This window comes from Francisella sciaenopsi, from assembly GCF_045862875.1.
GTDB lineage: Bacteria > Pseudomonadota > Gammaproteobacteria > Francisellales > Francisellaceae > Francisella > Francisella sciaenopsi.
In genome coordinates this window covers 498,271-521,968 of the sequence record NZ_BTHG01000001.1, presented here as the reverse complement: position 1 = coordinate 521,968, position 23,698 = coordinate 498,271, and the positions used below count along the sequence as shown (strand labels likewise).

Below are 23,698 nucleotides of genomic sequence, written 5' to 3'. Positions count from 1 at the left end.
GTAGTTAGCTCAGTCGGTAGAGCAGTTGGCTTTTAACCAATTGGTCACAGGTTCGAATCCTGTACTACCCACCATTAGATTAATCATTTCAATACAAAATTAAAGAGATTTTATTTTGTAGTTATGGGTAGTTAGCTCAGTCGGTAGAGCAGTTGGCTTTTAACCAATTGGTCACAGGTTCGAATCCTGTACTACCCACCATTATTTATTTTTATAAAAGCATAATAGTTATACATTAACTTATGTTTATGTTGTTAATTTTGCTTGTTGTTAATAATTTTTTTAGAAAGAAAACATATATGGAAGAAGTTCTTTAATATTTGTTTCTTTTATATCTGTTTTTTTGATATTTGATAATATGATTGGACATTCAAGATCCAAAAGTTCTGACATAACTTGTCGGCAAGCACCACATGGCGAAACTCCTTCTGGAGTGTCTGCAACTACCGCAAGTTTTTTGATATCTTCTTTACGATAACCTTGGGCATAAGCGTAGAATAACACTGTTCTTTCAGCACAATTGCACAGTCCATAAGAAGCGTTTTCTACATTAGCACCTTTTAAAATAGAGCCATCTTTCACTAATAATGCAGCACCAACATTAAACTTGGAATATGGAGTATAAGCATTCCCAGCTGCTTGTATAGCTGCATCAATTAGTTTGTTGTTAATATCATTGCTCATTAGTATTTATTTCTCCTTAGTTTTCGAAATTATTTTCAATCGAGTATTTTATGATTGACATTATACTCTGCATACCTTCATTATATCTGCTTTTATTGACTGATTCTGAGGTTGTCCTCTTTGCTAGAACTGTACATATACAGCTAGCTTGCAAGCCAAAAGTGGCGCATACTGTAAGCAAAGCAGAAGACTCCATTTCTAGGTTAAGAACATTTAATTTTCTCCACTCATCTAGAGATTCTCTAAAATGTTTTCTTACATAACCACTATAGCTATCTCTTCTTTCTTGACCTGGATAAAAAGTATCGGAAGATCCTGTTATTCCACAATGAATATCTATATTTAATGATTTTGCTGAGTTGTATAAAGAGCTATTTAATTTAAAATCAGCAACAGCAGGATACTCTATTGGAGCATAATGATATGATGTGCCATCTAAACGAACAGATGCAGTGGTTAATATCAAATCACCAAAATCAATATTTTCTTGAATAGCACCACATGTTCCTACACGTATCAGTTTTTTGACTCCTATCATAGCTAGTTCTTCAATACATATTGCTGTTGAAGGACCACCCATACCAGTTGATATGACAATGGCATTTCTATTAGCTACTTTGGCTAAATAAGAAGTATATTCTCTATTAGTAGCAAGAAATGTAGCATTTTTATCTAACATTTTTGCTAAAGGCTCAGATCTTTTAGGATCTCCAGGAAGAATTGCGATTTCTGCACTATCTATCATCTCTTCACTTAACCCAATGTGATAAAGAACTTCATTTTTTACTACGCGTTTATTAGCTATATTTATATTACTCATAACTTCAAATATTTAGATTTATTCATATAAATATTCTACTCCTAATAATTTTAAATAGAATATATTAAGCAATTTTTTTATAATACTTCAAAAAATAAATTTATAAGCTATTATGAAGCAGCAGTATGCAGACTTTGCAACTATTGAGAATTTTTTGTTATGTGAAACACCTGACCAATGGATACAGAAAGCATTAGTAAATATAGAGCTTATGCTTGTAGACCATGCTCATTGTGAGATGAAAGCAGCATCTTCAGCTATGACATATATATATAGACATCCAGACAAATATGAACTGGTAACAAGAATGTCTAAGATTGCCAGAGAAGAATTAGTACACTTTGAGCAAGTAATGCGTATTATGAAAAAGCGGGACATACAATACAAAGCTATATCAGCATCTAGATATGCTAGTCAGTTAATTAAAGCTGCTAGGACAGATAAAGAAGGGCGCTTCATCGATGCTTTGATTATTGGAGCATATATAGAAGCTCGTTCTTGTGAAAGATTTGCAAAAGTTGCTCCATATTTAGATTCTGAGTTACAGAAGTTTTATAATGGATTATTAGAGTCAGAAAAAAGACATTTTACGATATATCTACATTTTGCAGAAAAATATTCTTCTACAGATATTGGTAAAGATATCAGAAGAATAGGTGAAATAGAAAAGGATCTTATATTATCTTCAGATTCAGAGTTTAGATTTCATAGTGGTATTTAGATATTTTAGATATATAGCTGAAATCATTTAAAAGTAGTAGGTTAGAGATCTATTATTAGATAATAGGTAATTTCCATTTATATACTATCGACATGACTCTTATAGTTAATCCAAATCCGATAATTATTGCAGCACTAATATATAAATTCACATCCAAATATATAAAGATAATGTTCATACCTCCAACGACCGCTGCTACAGATGCGTATAGCTCCGCTTTAAAGGCAACAGGGATATCATTACAGATCATATCTCTCATAATACCACCAGCTACACCATTAATTATAGCAATAACAATTCCAACTATAAAAACACTAAAGAACTTCATATGAAATACTTCTGTACAAATTTGGTACGCTATACTACTACCTATATATGCAAATGCAATAAGACCAATTGAGTCTAAGATCAAAAATATTTTATAAAACTTATTGATATATTTTTGTGTAAAAATAGCAATAATAGAGAAACATAAACATATCACAATATAGTGAGGATGGAGCATAATCGTTACTGGTAGATTACCGAGTAGCAAATCTCTAACCACACCACCACCTAGAGCCGTTGTTAATGCGATTGCAACTACACCAAAAGCATCCATGTTTCTTCGAGATGATGAGATTACTCCAGTCATGCTTTCAGCAATTATGCCTATTAGGAACATAATGGTAAAAATAAAAGGGCCTGATATTCCAACGTGGTACATAATTATTTCCAAAAGCTAGAGTTGGCTATATTTTAGAGATTATTTTTAGAATTTAAATCATTTTTTATTATTAGTTTTGCAGAAATATTTGAAGTTGTTTTTTCTTTTAATATATCGAAACCATCAAGGTTATATTCAGCAGTTTTTTCAGTTTCTACATATACTAATGTTTCATTAGGGATATTTTGATTTTTTAATATCGACTCTAGAGCTTTGGGAATAATATTTTTATTAAATGGAGGGTCTAAAAATATAATTAGCCTAGAATTGTTGGAGTTAAAATTTGCAAGGGCTTTTATACTATCGGTTTTATATATTTGATAATTCTGTATTTCTAATGTATTAATATTTTCTTTGATTTGCTGCAAAGCTTTAAAATTAAGTTCATAAAATATAGCTTGTGAAGCGCCTCTTGATATGCTTTCTATACCTAGGCTACCACTGCCAGCAAAAGCATCTATGCAAATACTATCATGTATATATGGAGCTAACCAATTAAAGATAGTTTCTTTAAGCTGATCAGAAGTTGGACGTAAGCCATTCACATTGGGGAATTTTAGTCTTCGATTTTTGTATTTTCCAGATATTATACGAATAGTATTTGTCTTCACTTATTCGATATCTCCAACCATTACTGTGATTATGTTATTTTCTTGTATAGCTTGGTAAGCATTGTGAATTTGTGTAGCAGTAACATTATTAATATGCTCAACATAGGTATCAAAAAAATCTAAAGGCAGATTTTTATTTGCAATTGAAGATAACATATTTAGCTTAGAGCTATTTTTTACACTACTTAGTAGATGCGTGCCTTCAATATGCTTTTTAGAGTTTGTTAGAGTTTGTTCATCTATAGTAGAATTGATGAAATTACTGTAGACACTATTTATAGTTTCTAAAGCAAGGTTTGGATTACTTGTTTGAGCAGATACCACAAAGCTACCATAATCAGGATTAATGTTAGCTGTGCTTGAGATATTATAAACTAATCCAAGCTCTTCACGAACTTTATTGAAAAGCAGAGAGTTTAAACCACCACCGCCAAGTATTTCATTTCCTAGTTTTAGTGGGAAATATAATGGGTCATTAATATCAAGTAACAATTGATGACCTGTTAGTATAGCTGTTTGTTTACTTGAGAACTTATTTTTAACTATTTGAGAATTATTTTTTTGTTGAGCAAATTTTTGCGTATTTTTTTTACCTTTCGGTAAAAAGCTAATTATTTTTTGAGAAATATTTTCAGCCTGTATTTTATCAATAGCACCAACTATGCATATATTGGCATTTTTTGCACAAATATTTTCGCTAAAAAAGTTTTTGATATCTTTTTTTGATATTTTTTTAATAGTTTCTTTGTAGCCAATTGTTGGTTTGCTGTAAGGATTATTTGCAAAAATATGCTTTGAAAACTCAAGTGAAGCTAAGTAGTTAGGCTGCTGATATAAATAATCAATATGAGTAAGAGTTTGAACTTTTTCTCTTTCTAATATATCAGCATCAAAGTCAGGAATAGTGAAAATTTCTTGTAGTATCTTAATAGTATTATTAATAATACTGCGATCGTTTAAAAGACGAATTTTTATATTAAAAAACTCTTTAGTAGTTTCTGAATGTATAGATATTCCATTATCTGTTATTTTATTTATAAGTTCTTGTTCACTAGATTTTTGAGTTTTTGTAGCGAACATTCCTACTGCTAAATCAGCCAAGCCATTTAGATCGCTATCAAATGCTGATCCAGCTCTAAAGTTAAGCTGAATATCAACCATTGGTAGGCTAGGAGATTCTTGGAAATATACTGTTGTATTATCTATATCAAATTTATGGATCATAGTTTCTAATCCTTTAATAAGTGAAGAGATGTAAGGTTATTTTTATCAAAATATCTATTAAGTACACGATTAACGTCGTTAATTGAGACATCATAGAGTTTCTCAAGATACTTATAGTAGTCAACATCTAGATTTATACTAGCAAGAGATCCTATCAAATTTGCTTGAGTTTCAAGTGAATCCATAGCAAACACTTTATCAGCTTTTATGGTTACTTTTGCTCTATTTAATTGTTCTTGAGTTACGCCATTATTTTTGAGTTTATCAATACAGTTTTCTATTTTATCCTGAATCTTATCTAAATTTTGATCATGGTTCGCTATGGCTGTAATAGTAAAAATATCTTCACCTTTTGTAAAAGGCGAGTATTCACTATCTATGTGGCAACAAAGATTTTCATCTCTGACTAATTGCTGTTGTAATATTGATGCATCAGCACTACCAATAATATTATTTAGGATCATTAAAGCAAAAGGATCATTATCATGATAATCAGTTGTTAGCGAGGGAGTTATGTAACCTAATATCGCAGCATCTGTATCATTTGGTGATTTCTGTACTTTTGAATGTCTATAGCCAATATTTATTAAGCTTGGCTCTTTTTCTATATTGATCAATTTAGATTTGGGAATACCATCAAAATAGTCCTTTATCATAGGTATAGCAGATAATTTATCAATATCACCTACAAGAACAATACTAGCATTGTTTGGAGCATAGTTTTGTTGATACCATTTTTTTAAATCATTAAGTGTATAATTTTCAATATCTTCACGCCAGCCAATTATTGGAGTATGTCGAGAGTTATTTTGATACGCAAGTTTCATAAATTGTTCAAAAGCATAACTAAATGCTTTATCATCTACGCGTAGATTTCTTTCTTCAAGTACAACCTTTCTCTCTGGAATAAATTCATTTTCATCAAATAGTAAGTTTGACATTCTTGATGATTCAATAGATAGGCTTAGTTCTAGATTTTTTTTATGCCAAAACTGATAATAAGCAGTATAGTCAAATCCTGTGAATGCATTTTGCACGCCACCATTATTTTCAACTATATTGTTTAGCTCATCTTTAGTGTATTTATCAGTACCTTTGAACATCATGTGTTCAAGCATGTGAGATATACCGGTTAGTTTTGTAGGCTCGTATGTTGACCCTACTTTATACCAAATTTGAGCGAGAGCAACAGGTGCTCTCGAGTCTTTTTTTATATATATATTAAGACCATTATCAAGGGAGTATTTATCGATGCTCATATAAGTTTCTTATGTTTCTTTAGATTTTATAAATAGATAAATTAGTAATATCAATGCAATAACTGTAGGACCTGCGGCACCAAGTATAGTTGGTAGGTGTAAAATTAATGCAATTGGACCAAATATTTGGTTAATAATAAAAAATGCAAAACCAAAAAATGCACCTAAGAGTAGTTTAAGTATCAGTGTTGAGGATCTTGTTGATCCGATACTTAATGGTACAGAAAGTAATATTAACACCATTAATGCTAATGGTTGAAAAATCTCTTGCCAAAATTTTAGTGATATTGAATCTTTGGCTTGGCTATTGGATAACATATATCTAGTCAACTGAGTGAAGTTTAGATAATCATTGTCATTGATAGTGATAACTTTAGCTACAGATATTGGTATGGGATTGGACCAGATAGCTTTATAAACATCTTCCTTAATACTAATATGTTTAGCATCTTTGTTAGGAAATGTAACGACACTCACATCAAATACATTTGCTGTGGCATCATTCACATATTCAGCTTTTTCAGCATACCTAACTTCCTGTACTTGGTTATCTTTAGTTATAAACTTTCTTATGCCGTATGCTTTTCCTTCATTTGGATCGATATTTGAGATATTCATGAAGCCATCAGGAGTTTTTAGCCATAAATCATGAGTGTTATAAGCTACAGTATTCGAATCAGCAAGTTTTTGTAAAGCTGGAGCGATATATCCACCAAAAACTAAGGTAGTTATTGATCCTATGATACCAACCAGTACAACCCCTTTTGCGATTTGAGCTGTAGAGCGACCAAAAGACCTCAATACTATAATCTCGGAGTTGTTTGCAAGCAAGCTAAGTCCCATTAGAGCACCAACCATGGCGCAAGCTGGAAGTAGTGTGTATAAAATTCCTGGCAATTGGTATATGGTTATTATAATAAGTTCTATATTGCTTGCACCTGTATCATTGTTACTTACCTGTGCTAGATAAGTAAAAATAAAAAACAAGATACAGAAAATTAAACTTACAATAAGAAAGCTACTAAATACTGTTTTGAATATGTAGCGATCAATACGGTTTAAAAACATTTATTTTTCCTTCTTAGAAGATCCATTATCTTTTTTTATTGTTCTAATAGCATAAATTATAAAAAAGATATGAGGAAGCCAAAGTCCTATCCAAACGGGTAATTTACCGCCAGTCATAAGAGTGTTTACAAACATGTTGCTACATAAATATATGGCTAGAATAACAACAGAGGGTAGTAGTTTAGCATATTTGTTCTGTCTTGGTCTTAGTCGACAAAGCGCAAGTGCTAGTAGTGATGCTACTATAACAGAAATAGAGTTGTTAATACGTCCAAAGAATTCTCCACGAGAGACAGTACCATCATCTTTGTCAGTAAAGTTTTCTATAAGAGTGTGCATATATAGTCTATCAACTTTATCATGATTATAATCACGATCAGAAGTGTCAAAGATAGTGTAGATAGCATTTTTAGCTGTGTCATAAGTATACTCAGATGTTTTGGGCTCTTTTGTGTATATGTGAGCATTATGAAAGTCTACATAGGCAACCCCTTTATCTGTTATAACTTGTGCAACAGGTGCTGTTACTACTTTGTATTCATCACTATTATTTGTAGCCATATATAAAAAAACATCTTTAAGAGTATTCCCTGATTTGCTTTTTATATATATGACTTTTCCGTCAGTAGTTTTAATTATTTTGTCATCTGTTATTGAGGACAAAAGAGCTTTTGCTGTTAGTGAAGCTTGATAAATATCCTGGGTTTGCTTGGATAATGGGTTAATATACATTACTGTCAAAAATGTGATGATTGTCAGAGCATATACGGGTTTCATGGTATTTTTAACTATTTGCATCCATGTAACTCCACCTGCTAGAGTTACAAACATTTCATTATTCGCAAAGTACTTACCAAAACAAATCACAATAGCGAGAAATATTGCAATAGGAGCTACAAGACTTACGTTTCCTGGTATTGTCAATATCACAAACTTTATAATTGAGTCAATGCCTAAACCTTGTGAGTATGCTTGTTGAAAAAGTCGAATAAGTAAGTTAGCCGATACAATAGATATTATGAATAACGTAATCGATGTAAAGGTATTAACTATGTCTTTATTATAATATTTTTCAAGAATCAATGTATGTCACTATGTATATATAATAATTATGCTAACTGCAATTCTATATTTTTTATAAGCAAAAGTCAGTAGATAAGAATAACTAGCTTTTAATTTTAATGCGATAAATATTCTTTTTTGATATTATGTTTATAAAATTGTGTTACAAATAATATAGGATGTCTAATGAAAATTGTTGTAAATAGTCAGTCGACTTTGTCTGCTGAGGTATTAATCGTCGCTGAAGAAAATCTCAAGAAATTAATTGCCGAAACAAAATGCCCGAATTCTAAATCTTTATTAGATAAAAAAGTTTTTAAAGCAGAGTCTGGTGAGGTTCTTCCTTTGCTACATGGTGATAAGGTTGTGATTCTTTTAGGTCTTGGTCTTAGACAAGATTTTATAGCATCAGAATATGATAAGGTTATTGCTAAGGCGGCTGAGCAACTTAAAAAGCTCAATATAAAAGAAGTTTCTGTAAACATCGATTATATATTTGATAATGCTAGCGTGAAGCAATTTGCATTAGACACTGTTAGAGCATTTATTTCTGAAACTTATGTTTTCGATCAGCTAAAATCTAAAAAGGAAAATTTCTCATTAGAAGCGATTGAGTTAGTGTATTCAGGTAATCAAGATCTTGAAGAGGCTGCTAAGATTGGTTCGGCAATTGCATGTGGTCAAAATTATGCTAAAGATTTACAAAACCTTCCTGCTAATATCTGTAATACTGACTATATGTTAAATGAGGCCAGAGATTTAACATCTAAATATGAAACATTTAATCTTAACTATCTAGATCAAGATGCAATGGCAGAGCTTGGTATGGGTTGTGCTCTAGCTGTAGGTCGTGGATCCGATATGTCTAATTATACTGTTTGTATGGAGTATAATGGAGGAGACGAAGATGAGGCGCCGATAGTACTGGTTGGTAAAGGTTTAGTCTTTGATAATGGAGGTATTTGTATTAAGCCAGCAGCTGGTATGGACTCTATGAAAATGGATATGGGTGGTGCTGCAGCTGTTATGGGTACAATGAAAGCTCTAGCAATGCTAAACATTCCTATAAATGTAGTTGGGGTTATGGGATTAGCAGAAAATGCTGTAGATGCTAGATCTTATAGACCAGGTGATGTACTTAAGAGTATGAAGGGTATAACAGTAGAGGTAAGCAACACAGATGCTGAAGGTCGTTTGGTTCTTTGTGATACGTTAACTTATATCGGCAAATACAATCCAAAAGCAGTTGTTAATATGGCAACTCTAACAGGGGCTATGATTATATCTTTAGGCGATGCTTTTTCTGGATTGTTTGCTAATAGTGATAAACTAGCTAACAGCCTCCAACAAGCAGCAGATGCTTCTAATGATTTGGTGTGGAGACTACCTTTGCATAAACCATATCTTAAGAAATTAGAAAGTAAAGTTGCTGATATGGATAATTGTGGTCGTGATAGATCAGCTGGATCTATAGTTGCTGGATTATTCTTATCAAAATTCACAGAAGACTATGAATGGGCTCATCTTGATATCGCAGGGTCTGCAATGGGAGATTTTGCTAGCTGTAAAGCAACAGGTAGACCAGTGCCATTACTAGTACATTATCTTTTATCTCAGGCTAAATAGTAGATTATTAGCTTATCTATCTCTAGTATATTTTTTCTAATATGATAGAATATTTCTGTAATTAAATATCACCTCTTTTAGATTTTAATTACGGAGATTAAAAATGTTAAGAATTACTCAACAAGCAATCACTTTTGATGATGTGTTGCTTTCGCCTAGATATTCAAACGTACTTCCACATCAAGTAGATTTGAAGACAAATATTACTAGAAATATTCAATTGAATATTCCTTTAGTTTCTGCAGCTATGGATACTGTTACTGAATCTCGTCTTGCTATAGCTATAGCTCAAGAAGGTGGCATTGGTATTATTCATAAAAATATGTCTATACAAGCTCAAGCTCAAGAAGTTAAAAAAGTAAAAAGATTTGAAAACGGAATGGTAATTGATCCAATTACTATAAAGCAAGAAAGCTCAATCAAAGAGGTTATGCAGCTTGCGAAAGAACATAATTTTTCTGGTTTTCCGGTTGTTGATGATAATAATATGATTATTGGTATTGTTACTAAGCGTGATTTTAGATTTGCTAAAGATCTTGACGAGCCAGTAAGCTCTATAATGACGCCTAGAGATCAGTTAGTGACAGTAGTAGAGGATGCTTCTCAAGGTGCAATCAAGAAAAAACTTCATGAACATAAAATAGAGAAATTGCTCGTAGTTAATGAACAAGGTGAGCTAGTTGGTTTGATAACAACAAAAGATATCGAAAGATCACAAAATAAGCCTAATGCTTGCAAAGACTCGCTTGGTCGTCTAAGAGTTGGTGCTGCTGTTGGTACTGCTGCAGATACAAAAGAGCGTGTTGCTGCATTAGCTGCTGAAGGGGTTGATATAATTGTGGTTGATACAGCGCATGGTCATTCTCAAGGCGTGCTTGATATGGTTAGATGGGTCAAGGATAATTATCCAAATATTGAGGTTGTAGGTGGGAATATTGCTACAGCAGAAGCTGCAAAAGATCTTATTAAGGCTGGTGCAGATGCTGTGAAAGTAGGTATAGGTCCTGGTTCAATATGCACTACAAGAATAGTTGCAGGTGTGGGCGTGCCACAGATTACAGCGATATCAAATGTTACTGAGGCTTTAGAAGGTACAGGAGTCCCTGTTATTGCTGATGGAGGTATCAAATTCTCTGGAGATATAGCAAAGGCTATAGTTGCTGGAGCATCAGTAGTTATGATTGGTGGTCTTTTCGGTGGTACTGAAGAGTCACCAGGTGAAGTCGAACTTTTTCAGGGGCGTTCTTATAAGTCATATCGTGGTATGGGATCGCTTGGGGCTATGGAGCAGGGTTCTTCTGATAGATATTTCCAAGGTAATACTGATGCTAAGAAGTTCGTTCCGGAAGGTGTCGAAGGTAGGGTGCCTTACAAGGGCCATCTAGCTGCAGTTATTCATCAGTTAATAGGTGGTTTAAGATCTAGTATGGGATATACTGGTTCAAAAGATATTCAAACAATGCGTACAGAACCTACATTTGTTCAGATTACTGGAGCGGGTTTGAAAGAATCACATGTCCATGATGTAACAATTACAAAAGAGCCACCTAATTATCAGTCTTAAAATTTCTTGATTATTGTCACAATAAGTTATAATTTACTATTATTTTCTAAATATAAAAACAATGTCACAAGCTATATTGTTCTTAAATGGTAGTATTGATTTATTTTTTTGTGAAAAGTATATTCAGAGCAGTTTTAATGATCTTGATATATTTTGTGCAGATGGTGCTTACGAAAAGATCAATAAATCTAATTATTTAAATTCAAAAGTTAAAAAAGTTATAGGAGATTTTGATTCATTTGCTGTTTTAAATGACGAGCTATTTCTTATTGATAAGGATCAATACTCTACTGATTTTGAAAAATCACTAGAATATATAATATCTCTAGGTGTTTCAAAAATCTATGTATTTGGTGCATCAGAAGGAGAAATGGATCATTTCTTATGTAATATTACTATTGCTAAAAACTATATACAAAAGATAGAGATTGAGTTTATAGATATATATTCTAGATACTTCTTTATACCTAAAAAATATACTGTCAGTGGTGTATTGGGTAAGATGTTTTCAGTTATGCCTTTTGGATATGCAGAAAATATATATTATAATGGTCTTAGGTATCCTTTAAGCGGAGCAAGCTTGAGTATAGATACTGGTACAGGTGCAAGAAATTATGCTACGGAGGATAAGGTTGAGATATCTTATTCACGTGGAGATATTTTATTGTTTATATCGCATGCAAAATATAAGGATAGATTAAATGCTATTTTGTAATGATTCTAATAAAAAGCTAAAAGAACAGAAAGTAAGCTTATCACATGAGTTTGCTACAGATAATCACAGAGTTGAGAAATTATCTTTAAAGTTTGAGAGTATATATTTTGATTATTCAAAAAATCTTATAAATGACAGTATATTGAAAACTCTTTTAGAGTCAGTTAGTAAATCTAATCTTAAAAATAAAATCCAGCAAATGTTTGCTGGAGAAAAAATCAACTCAACTGAGAATAGAGCTGTTTTGCATACAGCGTTACGCGATTTGTCTAATTCTCCACTAGTTATAGATGGACAAGATATTCGTAAAGAGGTGAATGAAGAGAAACTGCGAGTAAAAGCTCTTGTTGAGAAAGTAACCTCAGGAGAGTGGAAAGGTTTTTCAGGTAAAAGAATTACAGATATTGTGAATATTGGGATTGGTGGTTCAGATCTGGGGCCTAAGATGGTTGTCAGAGCATTACAACCTTATCATTGTACAGGATTAAGAGTACATTTTGTTTCAAATGTAGATGCTGATTCATTACTACAAGCTTTGCATGTTATTGATCCTGAGACAACCTTATTTATTGTGGCTTCTAAATCATTTTCAACAGAAGAGACTCTGCTAAACTCTATTTCAGCTAGAGAGTGGTTACTTGATCATTATGAAGATGAAAAAGCTGTGGCTAATCATTTTGTAGCTATATCGAGTAAATTAGATAAAGTAGAAGAGTTTGGTATAAATCTTGAACACTGCTATAAAATGTGGGATTGGGTAGGTGGTCGCTATTCATTATGGTCATCTATTGGTATGTCGATAGCTTTTGCAATTGGTTATGATAATTTTGAGAAACTTTTAGCAGGTGCCTATTCTATAGATAAGCATTTTAAAGAAACCGAGTTTGATAAAAATATCCCTGTTATTATGGGACTATTAGCGAGCTATTACTCTTGTGCTTATCACAGTCAATCACAAGCTTTACTTCCTTATGATGAGAGACTTTGTTATTTTGTTGACTATCTTCAACAGGCTGATATGGAAAGTAATGGTAAATCAGTAAATATTGCAGGTAATAGTGTTGATTATCAAACAGGTGTTGTCCTTTGGGGTGGTGTTGGCACAAATGGACAACATGCTTTTCATCAGCTTCTACATCAAGGTAATGTTTTTATTCCGGTTGATTTTATTGCTGTAGCGACAAGTCATCATAGTTATGATAATCATCAACAGGCTTTACTGGCTAATTGTTTTGCTCAGTCACAAGCGCTAATGTTTGGACAATCTTATGATATGGTTTATAATGAGCTCTTAAATTCTGGTTTGAGTGAAGTTCAAGCAAAACAGTTAGCACCTCACAAAGTGATTCCAGGAAATAGACCAAGTACGACAATTTTATTAGATGAGTTGAGTCCATATACCCTCGGAGCACTTATAGCCCTATATGAACACAAGATATTTGTTCAAGGAGTATTATGGGATATCAATAGTTATGATCAATGGGGTGTTGAGCTTGGCAAAAAACTTGGTAAAAATATTTTAAAGGCAATGAGCGATAACTCTTCAATAGAGTATCAAAACTTAGATGAGTCAACTAAGTGGCTCATAGCGAAGGTAAAAAATAAATAATGATTATTAGTAAGAAAAAAGGTTTTTCTTTAGTTGAGACAATGGTTGTTATTGCTATTATGACTATATTGATGATGGCAGCAATTAGTTCCTTTTCTTTTTACTATAAAACATTTGCTGAAACTAGATTAACTAATTTACAAAAGTTAATTGAGTATAGTGTTATTAGGGCTCGCTCTGATAGCAGAACTGTTATTGTTTGTGCAGCTGATGCTGAAGTGAGTTTTAATGATGATGGCAAGCTTGATCGTAATACTTTTAGTTGTCTAAGAGGAGATAATTCTGATCAATGGAATGATAACCCAGTAGTCGCCTTTGAGAGTGTTGATGGCACAGAAATATATAGTGCTGAGGATGATATAATAGCGAATTTACCAAGAGGTCATGGTGAACATATATATATCAATTTAGCAAATAAATCTAGTTTTATAAGGATATCATCTAATGGATTTATGGCTACGGGTAATGGTAACGTCACATATTGTGATAGAAATAATAAATACCAAGCAGCATTAGTTATTAACTTAGTGGGCAGAGTAGTTTATACTGATAGTCCTACAAGAGAGGGCGGTGGCGCGTATACTTGTGAATAATTTAACTTGTGTGTTATTAAAAGGAGAAAATAAATAATGACAAATGGTAGAGTGCCTATGACTCCAGCAGGAGAACAAGCATTAAGAGCAGAGTTAAATAGATTAAAAAAAACTGAAAGACCTGCAATTATTGAAGCTATAGCAGAAGCTCGTGATCATGGGGATCTAAAAGAGAATGCTGAGTATCATGCTGCTAGAGAGAGACAAGGTATCATTGAAGGTAGAATCAAAGATATAGAATCAAAGTTATCTAATGCTCAAGTTATTGATGTAACAAAGATTCAGGCTAATGGTATGGTCATTTTTGGAGCTACTGTTACAGTTATGAATGTTGACTCCGAAGAAGAAACAACATACCAGATAGTAGGTGAAGATGAGGCTGATATAGATAATCATAAGATATCTGTGGTAGCGCCATTAGCTCGTGCTTTAATTAAAAAAGAAGTTGGTGATGAGATTATCTTAGATACTCCTAAAGGTAAAGTTACATACGAAATTGTAGAAGTGGAATATAAATAATCTTAAACCCAATGGATATCCCTCTAAAAAATTCTTTATGAAAAAAATTATCATCAAGGGTGCAAAAACCCATAATCTAAAAAATATCGATGTTGAAATACCTAGAGATAAGCTTACTGTTATTACAGGATTAAGTGGTTCTGGTAAATCATCACTAGCATTTGATACTCTGTATGCAGAAGGACAAAGACGTTATGTTGAGTCGTTATCTTCCTATGCTAGACAGTTTTTATCGATGATGGATAAACCAGATGTTGAGCATATAGAAGGTCTATCTCCTGCTATTTCAATTGATCAAAAAACAACATCTCATAATCCGAGATCTACGGTCGGTACAGTTACTGAAATATATGATTATCTACGGGTATTTTTTGCTAGAGCAGGAACGGCTAAATGCCCAGTTCATCAAATAGAGCTTAAAGCTCAGACAATCAGTCAGATGGTTGATAAAATCTTAGAGTTTGATGAAAATACACGCTTAATGATATTAGCTCCGATTATTTCTCAAAAGAAAGGTACTCATCATACTCTGTTAGATAAGATATTAGCACAGGGGTATATTCGTGTACGTATAAATGGAGAGTTTTTTAATTTAGATGAAGATTATCCAGAGTTAGATCGCTATAAGAAACATAACATAGATGTTGTGGTTGATAGGTTTAAGCCTAAAAAAGATAATGAGCAACGAATTGCAGAATCTATAGAAACTGCATTGGATCTTGGTAATGGTATTGTCAAGTTAGCAGATATGACTAACGAAAATGCTGATGATATTTTATTCTCATCTAAGCATGCCTGTCCGTTGTGTGATTATGCTCTCAAAGAGTTATCACCAAGAATTTTTTCATTCAATAGTCCATTAGGAGCTTGTAGTAGTTGTGATGGTCTAGGAGTCAAAGAATTCTTTGATGAAAAAAAAGTAATAATAGATCCTGCAATTTCACTTAAACATGGAGCAATTGTCAAGTGGAATAAGACAAATCAGTATTACTACTCACAATTAGAATCCTTAGCTGAACATTACAAGTTCTCATTAGATGAACCTTTTGAAAAATTATCTAAAAAGATTCAAGAAGTAATTTTATATGGTTCAGGTGATGAGGCTATTAAGATGACTGTTGACTCAATTAGAGGCGGTAGGCAAACTAGAGTTAAGCCATTTGAGGGAGTTATACCTCACTTTGAGCGTAGATACTATGAGTCTGATTCTGATATGGTCAAAAAAGACCTGTATGAGCTAATGAGTAATCTTAAATGTAAGTCTTGTAATGGTGCTAGAATTAATAAATATGCTAGAAATATATTTATAGATGATAAAAATATAGCAGATGTATGTGCTTTGTCTATAGATGATTTATTAAAATGGCTTGATGAATTAGAGTTTGTTGGTCAGCAAAAAATTATTGCAGAAAATTTACTTAAAGAGATTAGATTGAGAGTCGAGTTTTTAGCAAATGTTGGTTTAGAATATTTAAATTTAGCAAGACAGGCAGATACTCTTTCAGGTGGTGAAGCACAACGCATTAGACTTGCTAGTCAGATTGGTGCTGGTCTAGTAGGAGTAATGTATATATTAGATGAGCCATCTATTGGACTTCATCAAAGAGATAATCAGCGTCTTTTAGACGCGTTACATAATCTCAAGGATTTAGGTAATACAGTTATCGTTGTTGAACATGATGAAGACGCAATTAAACAAGCAGATTATATTATTGATATGGGGCCAATGGCTGGTGTTCATGGTGGTGAAGTAGTAGCATCTGGGAACTATCAGACAATTATTAAAAGTAAAAAATCTTTGACTGCTGATTATTTGAGTGGTCGCAAGAAGATAGAAGTTCCAAAAACTAGACTAAAAGCTAGTAAAAATCGTTATATTGAAATAAATGGCGCTGTTGGAAATAATTTACAAGGCGATAATTTAAAAATTCCAGTAGGTGTTTTGACTTGTGTAACAGGGGTATCTGGTTCTGGTAAATCAACTTTGATAAATAGGACGCTATATCCTTTGGCATCTAGATTGCTAAACAGAAGTACGCTTGTACCTATGGAATATAAATCGCATAAAGGTTTTAACCATTTAGACAAGGTTATTGATATCGATCAGTCACCAATAGGGCGTACTCCTCGTTCTAATCCAGCTACATATACAGGTGTTTTTACTCCTATAAGAGAGTTATTCGCAGCTACTGCGGAATCAAGATCACGGGGGTATAGTGCTGGCAGATTTAGTTTTAATGTACGTGGTGGTAGATGCGAAGCTTGCCAAGGTGATGGAGTTATAAAAGTTGAAATGCACTTTTTAGCTGATGTATACGTAGCTTGTGATGTTTGCGAAGGAAAGAGATATAATCGTGAAACTCTTGCTGTACAGTATAAAGGAAAAAATATATACGAAGTATTAGAAATGACTGTAGAGGAGGCTCTAGAGTTTTATGATGCTGTTCCGAGTATCAAAACTAAATTAGAAGCTTTGATGAACGTGGGATTATCTTATATTAAGTTAGGTCAAAGTGCGACTACTTTATCTGGTGGAGAAGCTCAAAGAGTTAAGTTAGCTAAAGAGCTCTCAAAACGCTCAACAGGAAAGACTTTATATATTTTAGATGAACCAACAACAGGGCTACATTTCTATGATATTCATCAACTTCTAAAAGTAATTATGGACTTACGTGATAGAGGTAATACAGTAGTAATAATCGAGCATAATCTTGATGTTATCAAAATGGCTGACTGGATAGTAGACTTAGGTCCCGAAGGAGGGAATAAAGGAGGTCGGATAATATTTGAAGGAACGCCTGAGGATATTGTTAAATGCAAAAAATCTTATACAGGGAAGTATTTGAATAATTTACTTTGATTAAGATGTTGAAACTTTATTTAAGTTATTAGGTTTGCAAAGGATCACATAAGCTAAGATAGCTAATAAACCTAAAAAATATATAACCTGAATCCATGCAAAAGCAGAAGAAGATATAATAGAATCAAAGCTTATATTTTTAATCCCAGAAAGCATTGCTAAAACTACACTTGCCCATGATATGGCAAATGCATTTGTTAATTGAATTATTGAACTATTAACAATTGTCGCAGGACTCATGTGCTCATCATTTTCAATAGAGTTATAAATTCCTGCATTACAAACTATAGTAAACATTCCAAAACAAATACCGATTATTATAAGTAAAACTGAGAATGCAAAAAAGTTAAAATCAATAAAGACTATTCCTAAGCTCAAATATGTAAAAGCCATTGTTGTAAGAGTTATTATAAAAAACTTATAAAAATGTAAGCTTATTAGTACTTTTTTTACTACTTTTTTAACATACCATGCGGGCATTATAAAAAACATTAATGCTAGGCCTGATTCAAAAGCAGAAAAGTGTTGCTTTGTCTGTAAATATAATGGTAGAAGGAAAGACATACCCATTATCAGTAAGCGAGTCGTAGAGCTTATAATAGTAAGATATTTAAAGCAGTTGTTTTTGAAAATGTTTAGATTAATAACGGCATTATCACTTAATCGTATTGCATGTCGAAGATATACTACAAATAAAATTATAGATGATAAAAGTATTAACCATTTAATATTTGGAAGTATGCTTGCATCAATCATAAGATCGATAAAGAACATTAATAAAGCTATTGATACTCCAAGGATTAGAAAACCTTTAAAATCAAACTTTCTAATTTTTGCTACTGAAATATTAGGTAAGTAGATGCTTATTAGTATTATACAAATTAGCACAATAGGAAAATTAATAAAGAATATCATTCTCCAGCCAATATAAGTTGTCATCGCACCTCCAAATAAAGGTCCAATAACAGGTCCTAATGTGGCAATAACTGCTACTATTGACATCGCTGTCAGTCGATCATTTTTGAATATTCTAACCATAGCCAAACGAGCAACTGGCGCAGTAAATGCTCCAAAGGCTCCTTGAAAGGCTCTAAATATTACTAAGCTAATAATGTTTGTTGATAGTCCACAAGCTACAGAAGAAATAATAAATCCTATTAAAGAGATGATTAGAAGCTTTTTGCAGCCTATTTTATCTGAGATCCAACCAGATGCAGGGATAAATAGCCCCAGAGCTAACAGATAAACAGTTACAGCTACCTTAAGAGTTAACGCATTTACTTGAAAATCATTTGCTATTTGAGGTAGAGCAGTATTAAGTGCAGAACCATCAATTAACTCTATGAGAAAAACTATACCAATTGTATAGGCTATTATTTTATTTCTATCCATTATAATTTTAAGAATTGCTTTCGTTTTGACAACAATTAAGTATCATGAATAGATTAGTATATATTTATATTGCTCAATATCATACTGATATTTATAACAATTATTTGGCAAAACGACTAGCTAATAATCGAATTTTTTACTATAGTATTAGGTGGATTTTAGTATTAAAACTTCATAAGGAAGAAAAAGGTAAAATAAATATATGGCACAAAATAATGATAATAAAAATAATATGCTTAAAAATATTATTTTTTGGATTTTAATCATTGGTGGGATGCTACTGCTTTTCAATGGTATTAATGATACGAATAGCTCATCTAAAAGTATTAACTACTCCTCGTTTGTAACAAAGCTTAAAGATAATAAGATTAGCGTAGTAGACGTGGACGGTAGAACTATCACTGGTAAGACAGAAGATGGCGAAAGCTTTGTGACTTATGCTCCGCTGCTTGATGGTAGTTTAGTCAACAAGTTAGAGGATAGCAAAGCTGTTATTAAAGCAAAAGCACCTGAGAAGCCAAATATATTTTTAGCATTCTTACTGAATTGGTTGCCTATGCTATTAATCTTTGGTTTCTTCATCTACATGATGATGAAAGCTGGTGGTGGTAGTAAAGGTGGTCCTTTCTCTGTAGGTAAGAGTAAAGCTAAACTTTTAGGCGAAGATGAAATAAAAGTAACTTTGGAAGATGTGGCTGGTGTCGATGAGGCTAAAGAAGAAGTAGCTGAGATTGTTGATTTCTTACGTGAACCAAAAAAATATGAAAAAATTGGTGGTAAAATTCCAAAAGGTGTCTTAATGGTTGGACCTCCTGGAACGGGTAAGACACTTCTAGCAAGAGCTATAGCTGGTGAAGCTAAAGTACCATTTTTCTCGATTTCGGGCTCTGACTTTGTAGAGATGTTTGTTGGTGTCGGTGCATCTCGTGTACGCGATATGTTTGATCAAGCTAAGAAAAAAGCACCTTGTCTAGTATTTATTGATGAGATAGATGCTGTAGGACGTCATCGTGGCTCGGGTATGGGTGGTGGCAATGATGAGCGTGAACAGACTTTAAACCAAATGCTTGTTGAAATGGATGGTTTTGCTGATAATGAAGGCGTTATAGTTATTGCTGCTACTAACAGACCGGATGTTTTAGATAAGGCATTATTAAGACCTGGTAGGTTTGATAGACAAGTAAATGTAGGTTTGCCAACGGTTAAAGGCCGTGAAGCTATACTTAAAGTTCATATGAAAAAAGTAGCTCTAGGCGATGATGTTAGAGCTGACTGGATAGCGCGTGGTACACCTGGATTTTCTGGTGCTGAGCTTGCTAACCTTGTAAACGAAGCAGCACTATTTGCTGCAAGAGAGTCTAAAGATAAGATTAGCATGGCAGATTTTGAAAAGGCTAAAGATAAAATCTTGATGGGCTCAGAAAGAAGAAGTATGGCTATGACTGAGAAAGAGAAGAAGCTTACTGCATATCATGAGGCAGGCCATGCTATCATTGGTAAGCTGATGCCTGAGCATGATCCAGTATACAAGGTAAGTATTATACCTAGAGGCAGAGCTCTTGGTGTGACTATGTATATGCCAGAGGGTGATACTGTTAGTCAAAGTAGGCTTATTCTACATGGACGTTTATGTAGTATATTTGGTGGTAGAATCGCTGAAGAGCTTATATTTGGTTATGACCATGTTACTACAGGAGCGTCTAATGATATTCAAGTTGCTACTGATATTGCGCGTAACTATGTAGCACGTTGGGGCTTATCAGACACTATGGGAACAGTCTTATATGATGTTGAAGATGAAGGACCTTTTGGTGGAAGTGGTGGTAAATCTGTCAAGATGTCAGATTCTACTATCCGTGAGGTAGATACAGAAGTACGCAAGTTGATTGATAAGAGCTATAATAAGGCTAAGAAGTTATTAGAAGATAATGTTGATATACTTCACGCTATGGCAGATGCTCTTATGAAATATGAAACTATAGACGCATTGCAGGTAGATGATTTAATGGCGCGCCGTGAGGTACGTGAGCCAGGTGAGTACGGAGATAGTTACAAACCAAATGCCGAAGCTGTAAAGGTCATAGCTCCTACTGTACCAGATGAGGATGCTCCTGATACTTCTGATGAAGCTAATCCTAAAAATGATCTTTAAATATAGAGACTTAAGATTTTTTCTAAAACTCGTATTTTAATTCTAAAAATATTCATGGCAAAATCTAATATCTATTAATAATAATTCTAAAGTTAATACTTATATAATTAAAGTTAATGATATTAAAAGCTATAAAATTAAGATTTTTGTGGAATTTATGCTAATATATCTTCAGCGATAATTAAGATAAAAGGAACAGATATGTCATTACCTACTCCTCATATAGAAACATTAAGAAAGGAAGAATTTGCAAAAACTGTAATTATGCCAGGCGATCCGCTAAGAGCTAAATATATCGCAGATAACTATTTAGAAAATGTTACAAGAGTTAATGCTGTCAGAAATATGTTTGGTTACACAGGTACTTACAAAGGTAAAAAAGTAAGTGTTATGGGTTCTGGTATGGGTATGGCGAGCATGGGCATTTATGCTTATGAGCTTTTTAAATATTATGATGTTGATAATATCATTAGAGTTGGCTCAGCTGGTTCATATAAAGAAGAGTTAAATGTCTATGATGTTGTGCTTGTTGAAGAAAGTTACTGTGAATCTGATTTTGTTGAAATTGTAACAGGTGATAAGGCACGCGATGTTAAGTCTTCAGAAGAGCTTAATAAGGATATTGAAGAGTCAGCAAAAAGACAAAATATAGAACTTAAAAAAGCAAAAGCACATTGTACAGACGTTTTTTATAGAAAGAATTCTGATGATTACAAAAAGATTATCAAAAAGTATGATTGTGATTTAGTTGAAATGGAGACCGCTGCTTTATTTGCAACAGCAAATGAGTTGGGTAAAAATGCATCTGCAGTTGTAACGATATCTGACAGCTTTATAACAGGTGAATCAACTACTGCTCAACAAAGAGAGCAATCTTTCACTAATATGATGGAAGTTGCTTTAGGTACTATTACTGAAAAATAGTATATTTATTCTTTTGGTTTATTAATTTCTAGTTTTATTTTTTCTAATGCTTTCTTTGCTTTTTCATTAGGTGGGTTTCTGTTAGCTTTTTTTGTTTGATAGTTTGAATAGTCTACAATAAGCTCTATTTTCTCAACCCTTGAAAACAGAGTTGTTTGGTTTAATTTTGTGATAAACTGGCTATGTAATTCTTTTATTTTTGATTTCAGTATTTCTTTATCGCTTTGTACTATTATCTTAGTTGGAGAGTAGAAGACTAGCTGAGTATCCTTTAGGTACGGTAGGTTTAGTTTATGCAATTGTCTATTTGCTACTTCTATAGTGGTATTTAGATTAACAGCTTTTGCTATTAAATCTTTGCTAGCATAAGTTGATTCAGTAATTTTTTTTCTAGTTCTGTGTGAATCTATATTAGCAATTTTTTCTGGAATAATTTTTATGCTCATAATAATCTAGTATATTTTTGTAGCATTACTCAGTTGAGAATAGAATATTTCAGTAGCATTGTCTATAGCGGATTCTCTTCCTTTATTTGAGCAAGACTTTATTACATATTGTTTAGGAGCTAATTGGAGAGATAAATTATCAGTTATATGTAGCTCAATAGTTGTATTGATACAGTAACAATTGTTAATTAATTGGTTATCATAGTCTTTTAATTTTAGAGATATACTGATATTTGCAGAATTTTTATTATCTGTGATCATATAGTTATTTACTTGTAGATATTTTTCTAAAGAGCTATAAAAGAAGCCACTATTTTGTTTATCAATATATATTTGTATAGTTCGTTTAACATTTAAAAGTTCATTATCTATATGATTTAGAGCTTCCATGTAGTCATTGATATCAATACTAGGAGATAATACTACTAGTGCTCTTAGGCTTGATTTTATTATTTTGATATTTTTATCTGCTTGTTGCGTAATATTAAATCTATAAATAGAGCTTTTGTTATATGTAGTGGAGAGTAGTTGACTTGTTTGTTTGATATTACTACTAATTAAATCTTTTAAGTCATTTATAGTCTGAGATTTATTTATTTGAATCTCTATATAGGATGTATTATTTGTTTGTGATTGATTTATTAATTGATAATTCGGAATTGTAACATCTGCAGAAGAAGTCGTAACCTCTTGGATAAGTTTTTGAGATACCTTATTGTTGTTAGAAATATTAGTGAAACTAGTTGTTGTTGACACAGTCACCTGAAGTCTTTGGATCATATCTGCTAGAGCATTTTGAGTTGCTTGATTTGAGGTTTTTCCTGAACCAAAACCATATAAAAATTTATCTGTGTTTGCTTGATTTGCTATAAACCATTGTGGAATGGATTCTATATTTGTATCTTCTATTTTAGATGGCTTATAGCTAGTCTTTTGCACCTGTTGGATATCAGTGTTTGCTCTAATATCATATTGTTTTTGAGTATTTGTGGAGCAACAAGATGTTAATAGACTTAGTGTTACTAACATTGACAGCTTTAGCTTAAAATATCTCATTATGACAGGTATATGGTCTAAATTCGTACAATTAATGTATCTATCTTAATTTAAATTTCTTATAAACTCTATATAATGTACATTTAG

At 32.7% G+C, this 23,698-nt stretch carries 21 protein-coding genes and 1 tRNA gene; 11 read left to right on the top strand and 11 right to left on the bottom strand.

The window, feature by feature from the left end; translation table 11 throughout:
* Nucleotides 1-125 precede the first annotated feature (125 nt).
* A tRNA-Lys gene (locus tag ACKTR7_RS02585) sits at nt 126-201 on the top strand.
* A gap of 81 nt (nt 202-282) precedes the next feature.
* Here the strand turns inward: ACKTR7_RS02585 and ACKTR7_RS02580 are convergent.
* Together ACKTR7_RS02580 and udp are read right to left on the bottom strand one after the other, a co-directional pair.
* Nucleotides 283-684 carry a cytidine deaminase gene (locus tag ACKTR7_RS02580; RefSeq protein WP_407876885.1) on the bottom strand — a complete coding sequence of 134 codons (402 nt, stop codon included), beginning with the start codon at nt 682-684 and terminating at the stop codon, nt 283-285.
* A gap of 16 nt (nt 685-700) precedes the next feature.
* Complete coding sequence (gene udp / locus ACKTR7_RS02575; RefSeq protein WP_407876884.1) at nt 701-1,504, bottom strand: uridine phosphorylase; 804 nt, start codon at nt 1,502-1,504, stop codon at nt 701-703.
* 109 nt (nt 1,505-1,613) lie between these two features.
* Here udp and miaE point away from each other — a divergent pair, with 109 nt between their 5' ends.
* Complete coding sequence (miaE, locus tag ACKTR7_RS02570; RefSeq protein WP_407876893.1) at nt 1,614-2,225, top strand: tRNA-(ms[2]io[6]A)-hydroxylase; 612 nt, start codon at nt 1,614-1,616, stop codon at nt 2,223-2,225.
* A gap of 55 nt (nt 2,226-2,280) precedes the next feature.
* Here the strand turns inward: miaE and ACKTR7_RS02565 are convergent, their stop codons facing one another.
* Genes ACKTR7_RS02565 through lptF form a run of 6 tightly spaced genes read right to left on the bottom strand, consistent with a single transcriptional unit; the run spans nt 2,281 to nt 8,176 of the window.
* Nucleotides 2,281-2,931 (bottom strand): trimeric intracellular cation channel family protein, encoded by a 651-nt coding sequence (locus ACKTR7_RS02565; RefSeq protein ID WP_004288058.1) that lies wholly within the window; start codon nt 2,929-2,931, stop codon nt 2,281-2,283.
* A 32-nt stretch (nt 2,932-2,963) separates the two neighbouring features.
* Nucleotides 2,964-3,542, bottom strand: coding sequence for a 16S rRNA (guanine(966)-N(2))-methyltransferase RsmD (gene rsmD / locus ACKTR7_RS02560; RefSeq protein WP_159183834.1), 579 nt, complete (start codon nt 3,540-3,542; stop codon nt 2,964-2,966).
* Nucleotides 3,543-4,766 (bottom strand): M16 family metallopeptidase, encoded by a 1,224-nt coding sequence (locus ACKTR7_RS02555; RefSeq protein ID WP_407876883.1) that lies wholly within the window; start codon nt 4,764-4,766, stop codon nt 3,543-3,545.
* A 5-nt stretch (nt 4,767-4,771) separates the two neighbouring features.
* Nucleotides 4,772-6,025, bottom strand: coding sequence for a M16 family metallopeptidase (locus ACKTR7_RS02550; protein WP_407876882.1), 1,254 nt, complete (start codon nt 6,023-6,025; stop codon nt 4,772-4,774).
* 9 nt (nt 6,026-6,034) lie between these two features.
* The gene (gene lptG, locus ACKTR7_RS02545) at nt 6,035-7,093 is read right to left on the bottom strand and encodes an LPS export ABC transporter permease LptG (protein ID WP_407876881.1); all 1,059 of its coding nucleotides are present in this window, start codon (nt 7,091-7,093) and stop codon (nt 6,035-6,037) included.
* Nucleotides 7,094-8,176 (bottom strand): LPS export ABC transporter permease LptF, encoded by a 1,083-nt coding sequence (gene lptF, locus ACKTR7_RS02540; protein ID WP_407876880.1) that lies wholly within the window; start codon nt 8,174-8,176, stop codon nt 7,094-7,096.
* Between the two features lie 165 nt (nt 8,177-8,341).
* Here lptF and ACKTR7_RS02535 point away from each other — a divergent pair, with 165 nt between their 5' ends.
* The 7 genes from ACKTR7_RS02535 (at nt 8,342) to uvrA (ending at nt 17,641) form a co-directional block, all read left to right on the top strand.
* The gene (locus ACKTR7_RS02535) at nt 8,342-9,781 is read left to right on the top strand and encodes a leucyl aminopeptidase (protein WP_407876879.1); all 1,440 of its coding nucleotides are present in this window, start codon (nt 8,342-8,344) and stop codon (nt 9,779-9,781) included.
* Nucleotides 9,782-9,884: 103 nt separating this feature from the next.
* Nucleotides 9,885-11,345 (top strand): IMP dehydrogenase, encoded by a 1,461-nt coding sequence (gene guaB / locus ACKTR7_RS02530; RefSeq protein WP_369851425.1) that lies wholly within the window; start codon nt 9,885-9,887, stop codon nt 11,343-11,345.
* A 61-nt stretch (nt 11,346-11,406) separates the two neighbouring features.
* On the top strand, nt 11,407-12,060 hold the full coding sequence (locus ACKTR7_RS02525) for a thiamine diphosphokinase (RefSeq protein WP_407876878.1): 654 nt from the start codon (nt 11,407-11,409) through the stop codon (nt 12,058-12,060).
* Complete coding sequence (pgi, locus tag ACKTR7_RS02520) at nt 12,047-13,669, top strand: glucose-6-phosphate isomerase (RefSeq protein ID WP_407876877.1); 1,623 nt, start codon at nt 12,047-12,049, stop codon at nt 13,667-13,669. Before ACKTR7_RS02525 ends, pgi begins: the two co-directional genes overlap by 14 nt.
* Entirely contained in the window at nt 13,669-14,262 is a 594-nt protein-coding gene (locus ACKTR7_RS02515) for a pilus assembly FimT family protein (RefSeq protein WP_407876876.1), read from the top strand. The genes pgi and ACKTR7_RS02515 overlap by 1 nt, the downstream gene beginning before the upstream one ends.
* 36 nt (nt 14,263-14,298) lie before the next feature.
* Entirely contained in the window at nt 14,299-14,781 is a 483-nt protein-coding gene (gene greA, locus ACKTR7_RS02510; RefSeq protein WP_407876875.1) for a transcription elongation factor GreA, read from the top strand.
* Nucleotides 14,782-14,818: 37 nt separating this feature from the next.
* On the top strand, nt 14,819-17,641 hold the full coding sequence (gene uvrA, locus ACKTR7_RS02505) for an excinuclease ABC subunit UvrA (protein WP_407876874.1): 2,823 nt from the start codon (nt 14,819-14,821) through the stop codon (nt 17,639-17,641).
* Here uvrA and ACKTR7_RS02500 read toward each other — a convergent pair whose 3' ends face one another.
* On the bottom strand, nt 17,642-19,033 hold the full coding sequence (locus tag ACKTR7_RS02500) for an MFS transporter (RefSeq protein WP_407876873.1): 1,392 nt from the start codon (nt 19,031-19,033) through the stop codon (nt 17,642-17,644).
* 202 nt (nt 19,034-19,235) lie between these two features.
* Between ACKTR7_RS02500 and ftsH the strand changes: the two genes are divergently transcribed.
* Together ftsH and deoD are read left to right on the top strand one after the other, a co-directional pair.
* Nucleotides 19,236-21,185: an ATP-dependent zinc metalloprotease FtsH gene (gene ftsH, locus ACKTR7_RS02495; protein ID WP_407876872.1), complete on the top strand. Its 1,950-nt coding sequence runs from the start codon at nt 19,236-19,238 to the stop codon at nt 21,183-21,185.
* A 201-nt stretch (nt 21,186-21,386) separates the two neighbouring features.
* Nucleotides 21,387-22,109, top strand: coding sequence for a purine-nucleoside phosphorylase (gene deoD / locus ACKTR7_RS02490; protein ID WP_407876871.1), 723 nt, complete (start codon nt 21,387-21,389; stop codon nt 22,107-22,109).
* 5 nt (nt 22,110-22,114) lie between these two features.
* On the opposite strand, the gene ACKTR7_RS02485 is transcribed toward deoD, so the two are convergent.
* Entirely contained in the window at nt 22,115-22,555 is a 441-nt protein-coding gene (locus ACKTR7_RS02485) for a hypothetical protein (RefSeq protein WP_407876870.1), read from the bottom strand.
* 6 nt (nt 22,556-22,561) lie between these two features.
* Nucleotides 22,562-23,611 (bottom strand): LPP20 family lipoprotein, encoded by a 1,050-nt coding sequence (locus ACKTR7_RS02480; protein ID WP_407876869.1) that lies wholly within the window; start codon nt 23,609-23,611, stop codon nt 22,562-22,564.
* Nucleotides 23,612-23,698 lie beyond the last annotated feature (87 nt).

What these genes read in the sequence shown, in the direction of transcription:
- ACKTR7_RS02580 (WP_407876885.1), bottom strand. Translation starts at nt 684, where the DNA reads ATGAGCAATGATATTAACAACAAACTAATTGATGCAGCTATACAAGCA.
- udp (WP_407876884.1), bottom strand. Translation starts at nt 1,504, where the DNA reads ATGAGTAATATAAATATAGCTAATAAACGCGTAGTAAAAAATGAAGTT.
- ACKTR7_RS02565 (WP_004288058.1), bottom strand. Translation starts at nt 2,931, where the DNA reads ATGTACCACGTTGGAATATCAGGCCCTTTTATTTTTACCATTATGTTC.
- ACKTR7_RS02555 (WP_407876883.1), bottom strand. Translation starts at nt 4,766, where the DNA reads ATGATCCATAAATTTGATATAGATAATACAACAGTATATTTCCAAGAA.
- ACKTR7_RS02550 (WP_407876882.1), bottom strand. Translation starts at nt 6,025, where the DNA reads ATGAGCATCGATAAATACTCCCTTGATAATGGTCTTAATATATATATA.
- lptG (WP_407876881.1), bottom strand. Translation starts at nt 7,093, where the DNA reads ATGTTTTTAAACCGTATTGATCGCTACATATTCAAAACAGTATTTAGT.
- ACKTR7_RS02535 (WP_407876879.1), top strand. Translation starts at nt 8,342, where the DNA reads ATGAAAATTGTTGTAAATAGTCAGTCGACTTTGTCTGCTGAGGTATTA.
- guaB (WP_369851425.1), top strand. Translation starts at nt 9,885, where the DNA reads ATGTTAAGAATTACTCAACAAGCAATCACTTTTGATGATGTGTTGCTT.
- ACKTR7_RS02525 (WP_407876878.1), top strand. Translation starts at nt 11,407, where the DNA reads ATGTCACAAGCTATATTGTTCTTAAATGGTAGTATTGATTTATTTTTT.
- pgi (WP_407876877.1), top strand. Translation starts at nt 12,047, where the DNA reads ATGCTATTTTGTAATGATTCTAATAAAAAGCTAAAAGAACAGAAAGTA.
- ACKTR7_RS02515 (WP_407876876.1), top strand. Translation starts at nt 13,669, where the DNA reads ATGATTATTAGTAAGAAAAAAGGTTTTTCTTTAGTTGAGACAATGGTT.
- greA (WP_407876875.1), top strand. Translation starts at nt 14,299, where the DNA reads ATGACAAATGGTAGAGTGCCTATGACTCCAGCAGGAGAACAAGCATTA.
- uvrA (WP_407876874.1), top strand. Translation starts at nt 14,819, where the DNA reads ATGAAAAAAATTATCATCAAGGGTGCAAAAACCCATAATCTAAAAAAT.
- ACKTR7_RS02500 (WP_407876873.1), bottom strand. Translation starts at nt 19,033, where the DNA reads ATGGATAGAAATAAAATAATAGCCTATACAATTGGTATAGTTTTTCTC.
- ftsH (WP_407876872.1), top strand. Translation starts at nt 19,236, where the DNA reads ATGGCACAAAATAATGATAATAAAAATAATATGCTTAAAAATATTATT.
- deoD (WP_407876871.1), top strand. Translation starts at nt 21,387, where the DNA reads ATGTCATTACCTACTCCTCATATAGAAACATTAAGAAAGGAAGAATTT.
- ACKTR7_RS02485 (WP_407876870.1), bottom strand. Translation starts at nt 22,555, where the DNA reads ATGAGCATAAAAATTATTCCAGAAAAAATTGCTAATATAGATTCACAC.
- ACKTR7_RS02480 (WP_407876869.1), bottom strand. Translation starts at nt 23,611, where the DNA reads ATGAGATATTTTAAGCTAAAGCTGTCAATGTTAGTAACACTAAGTCTA.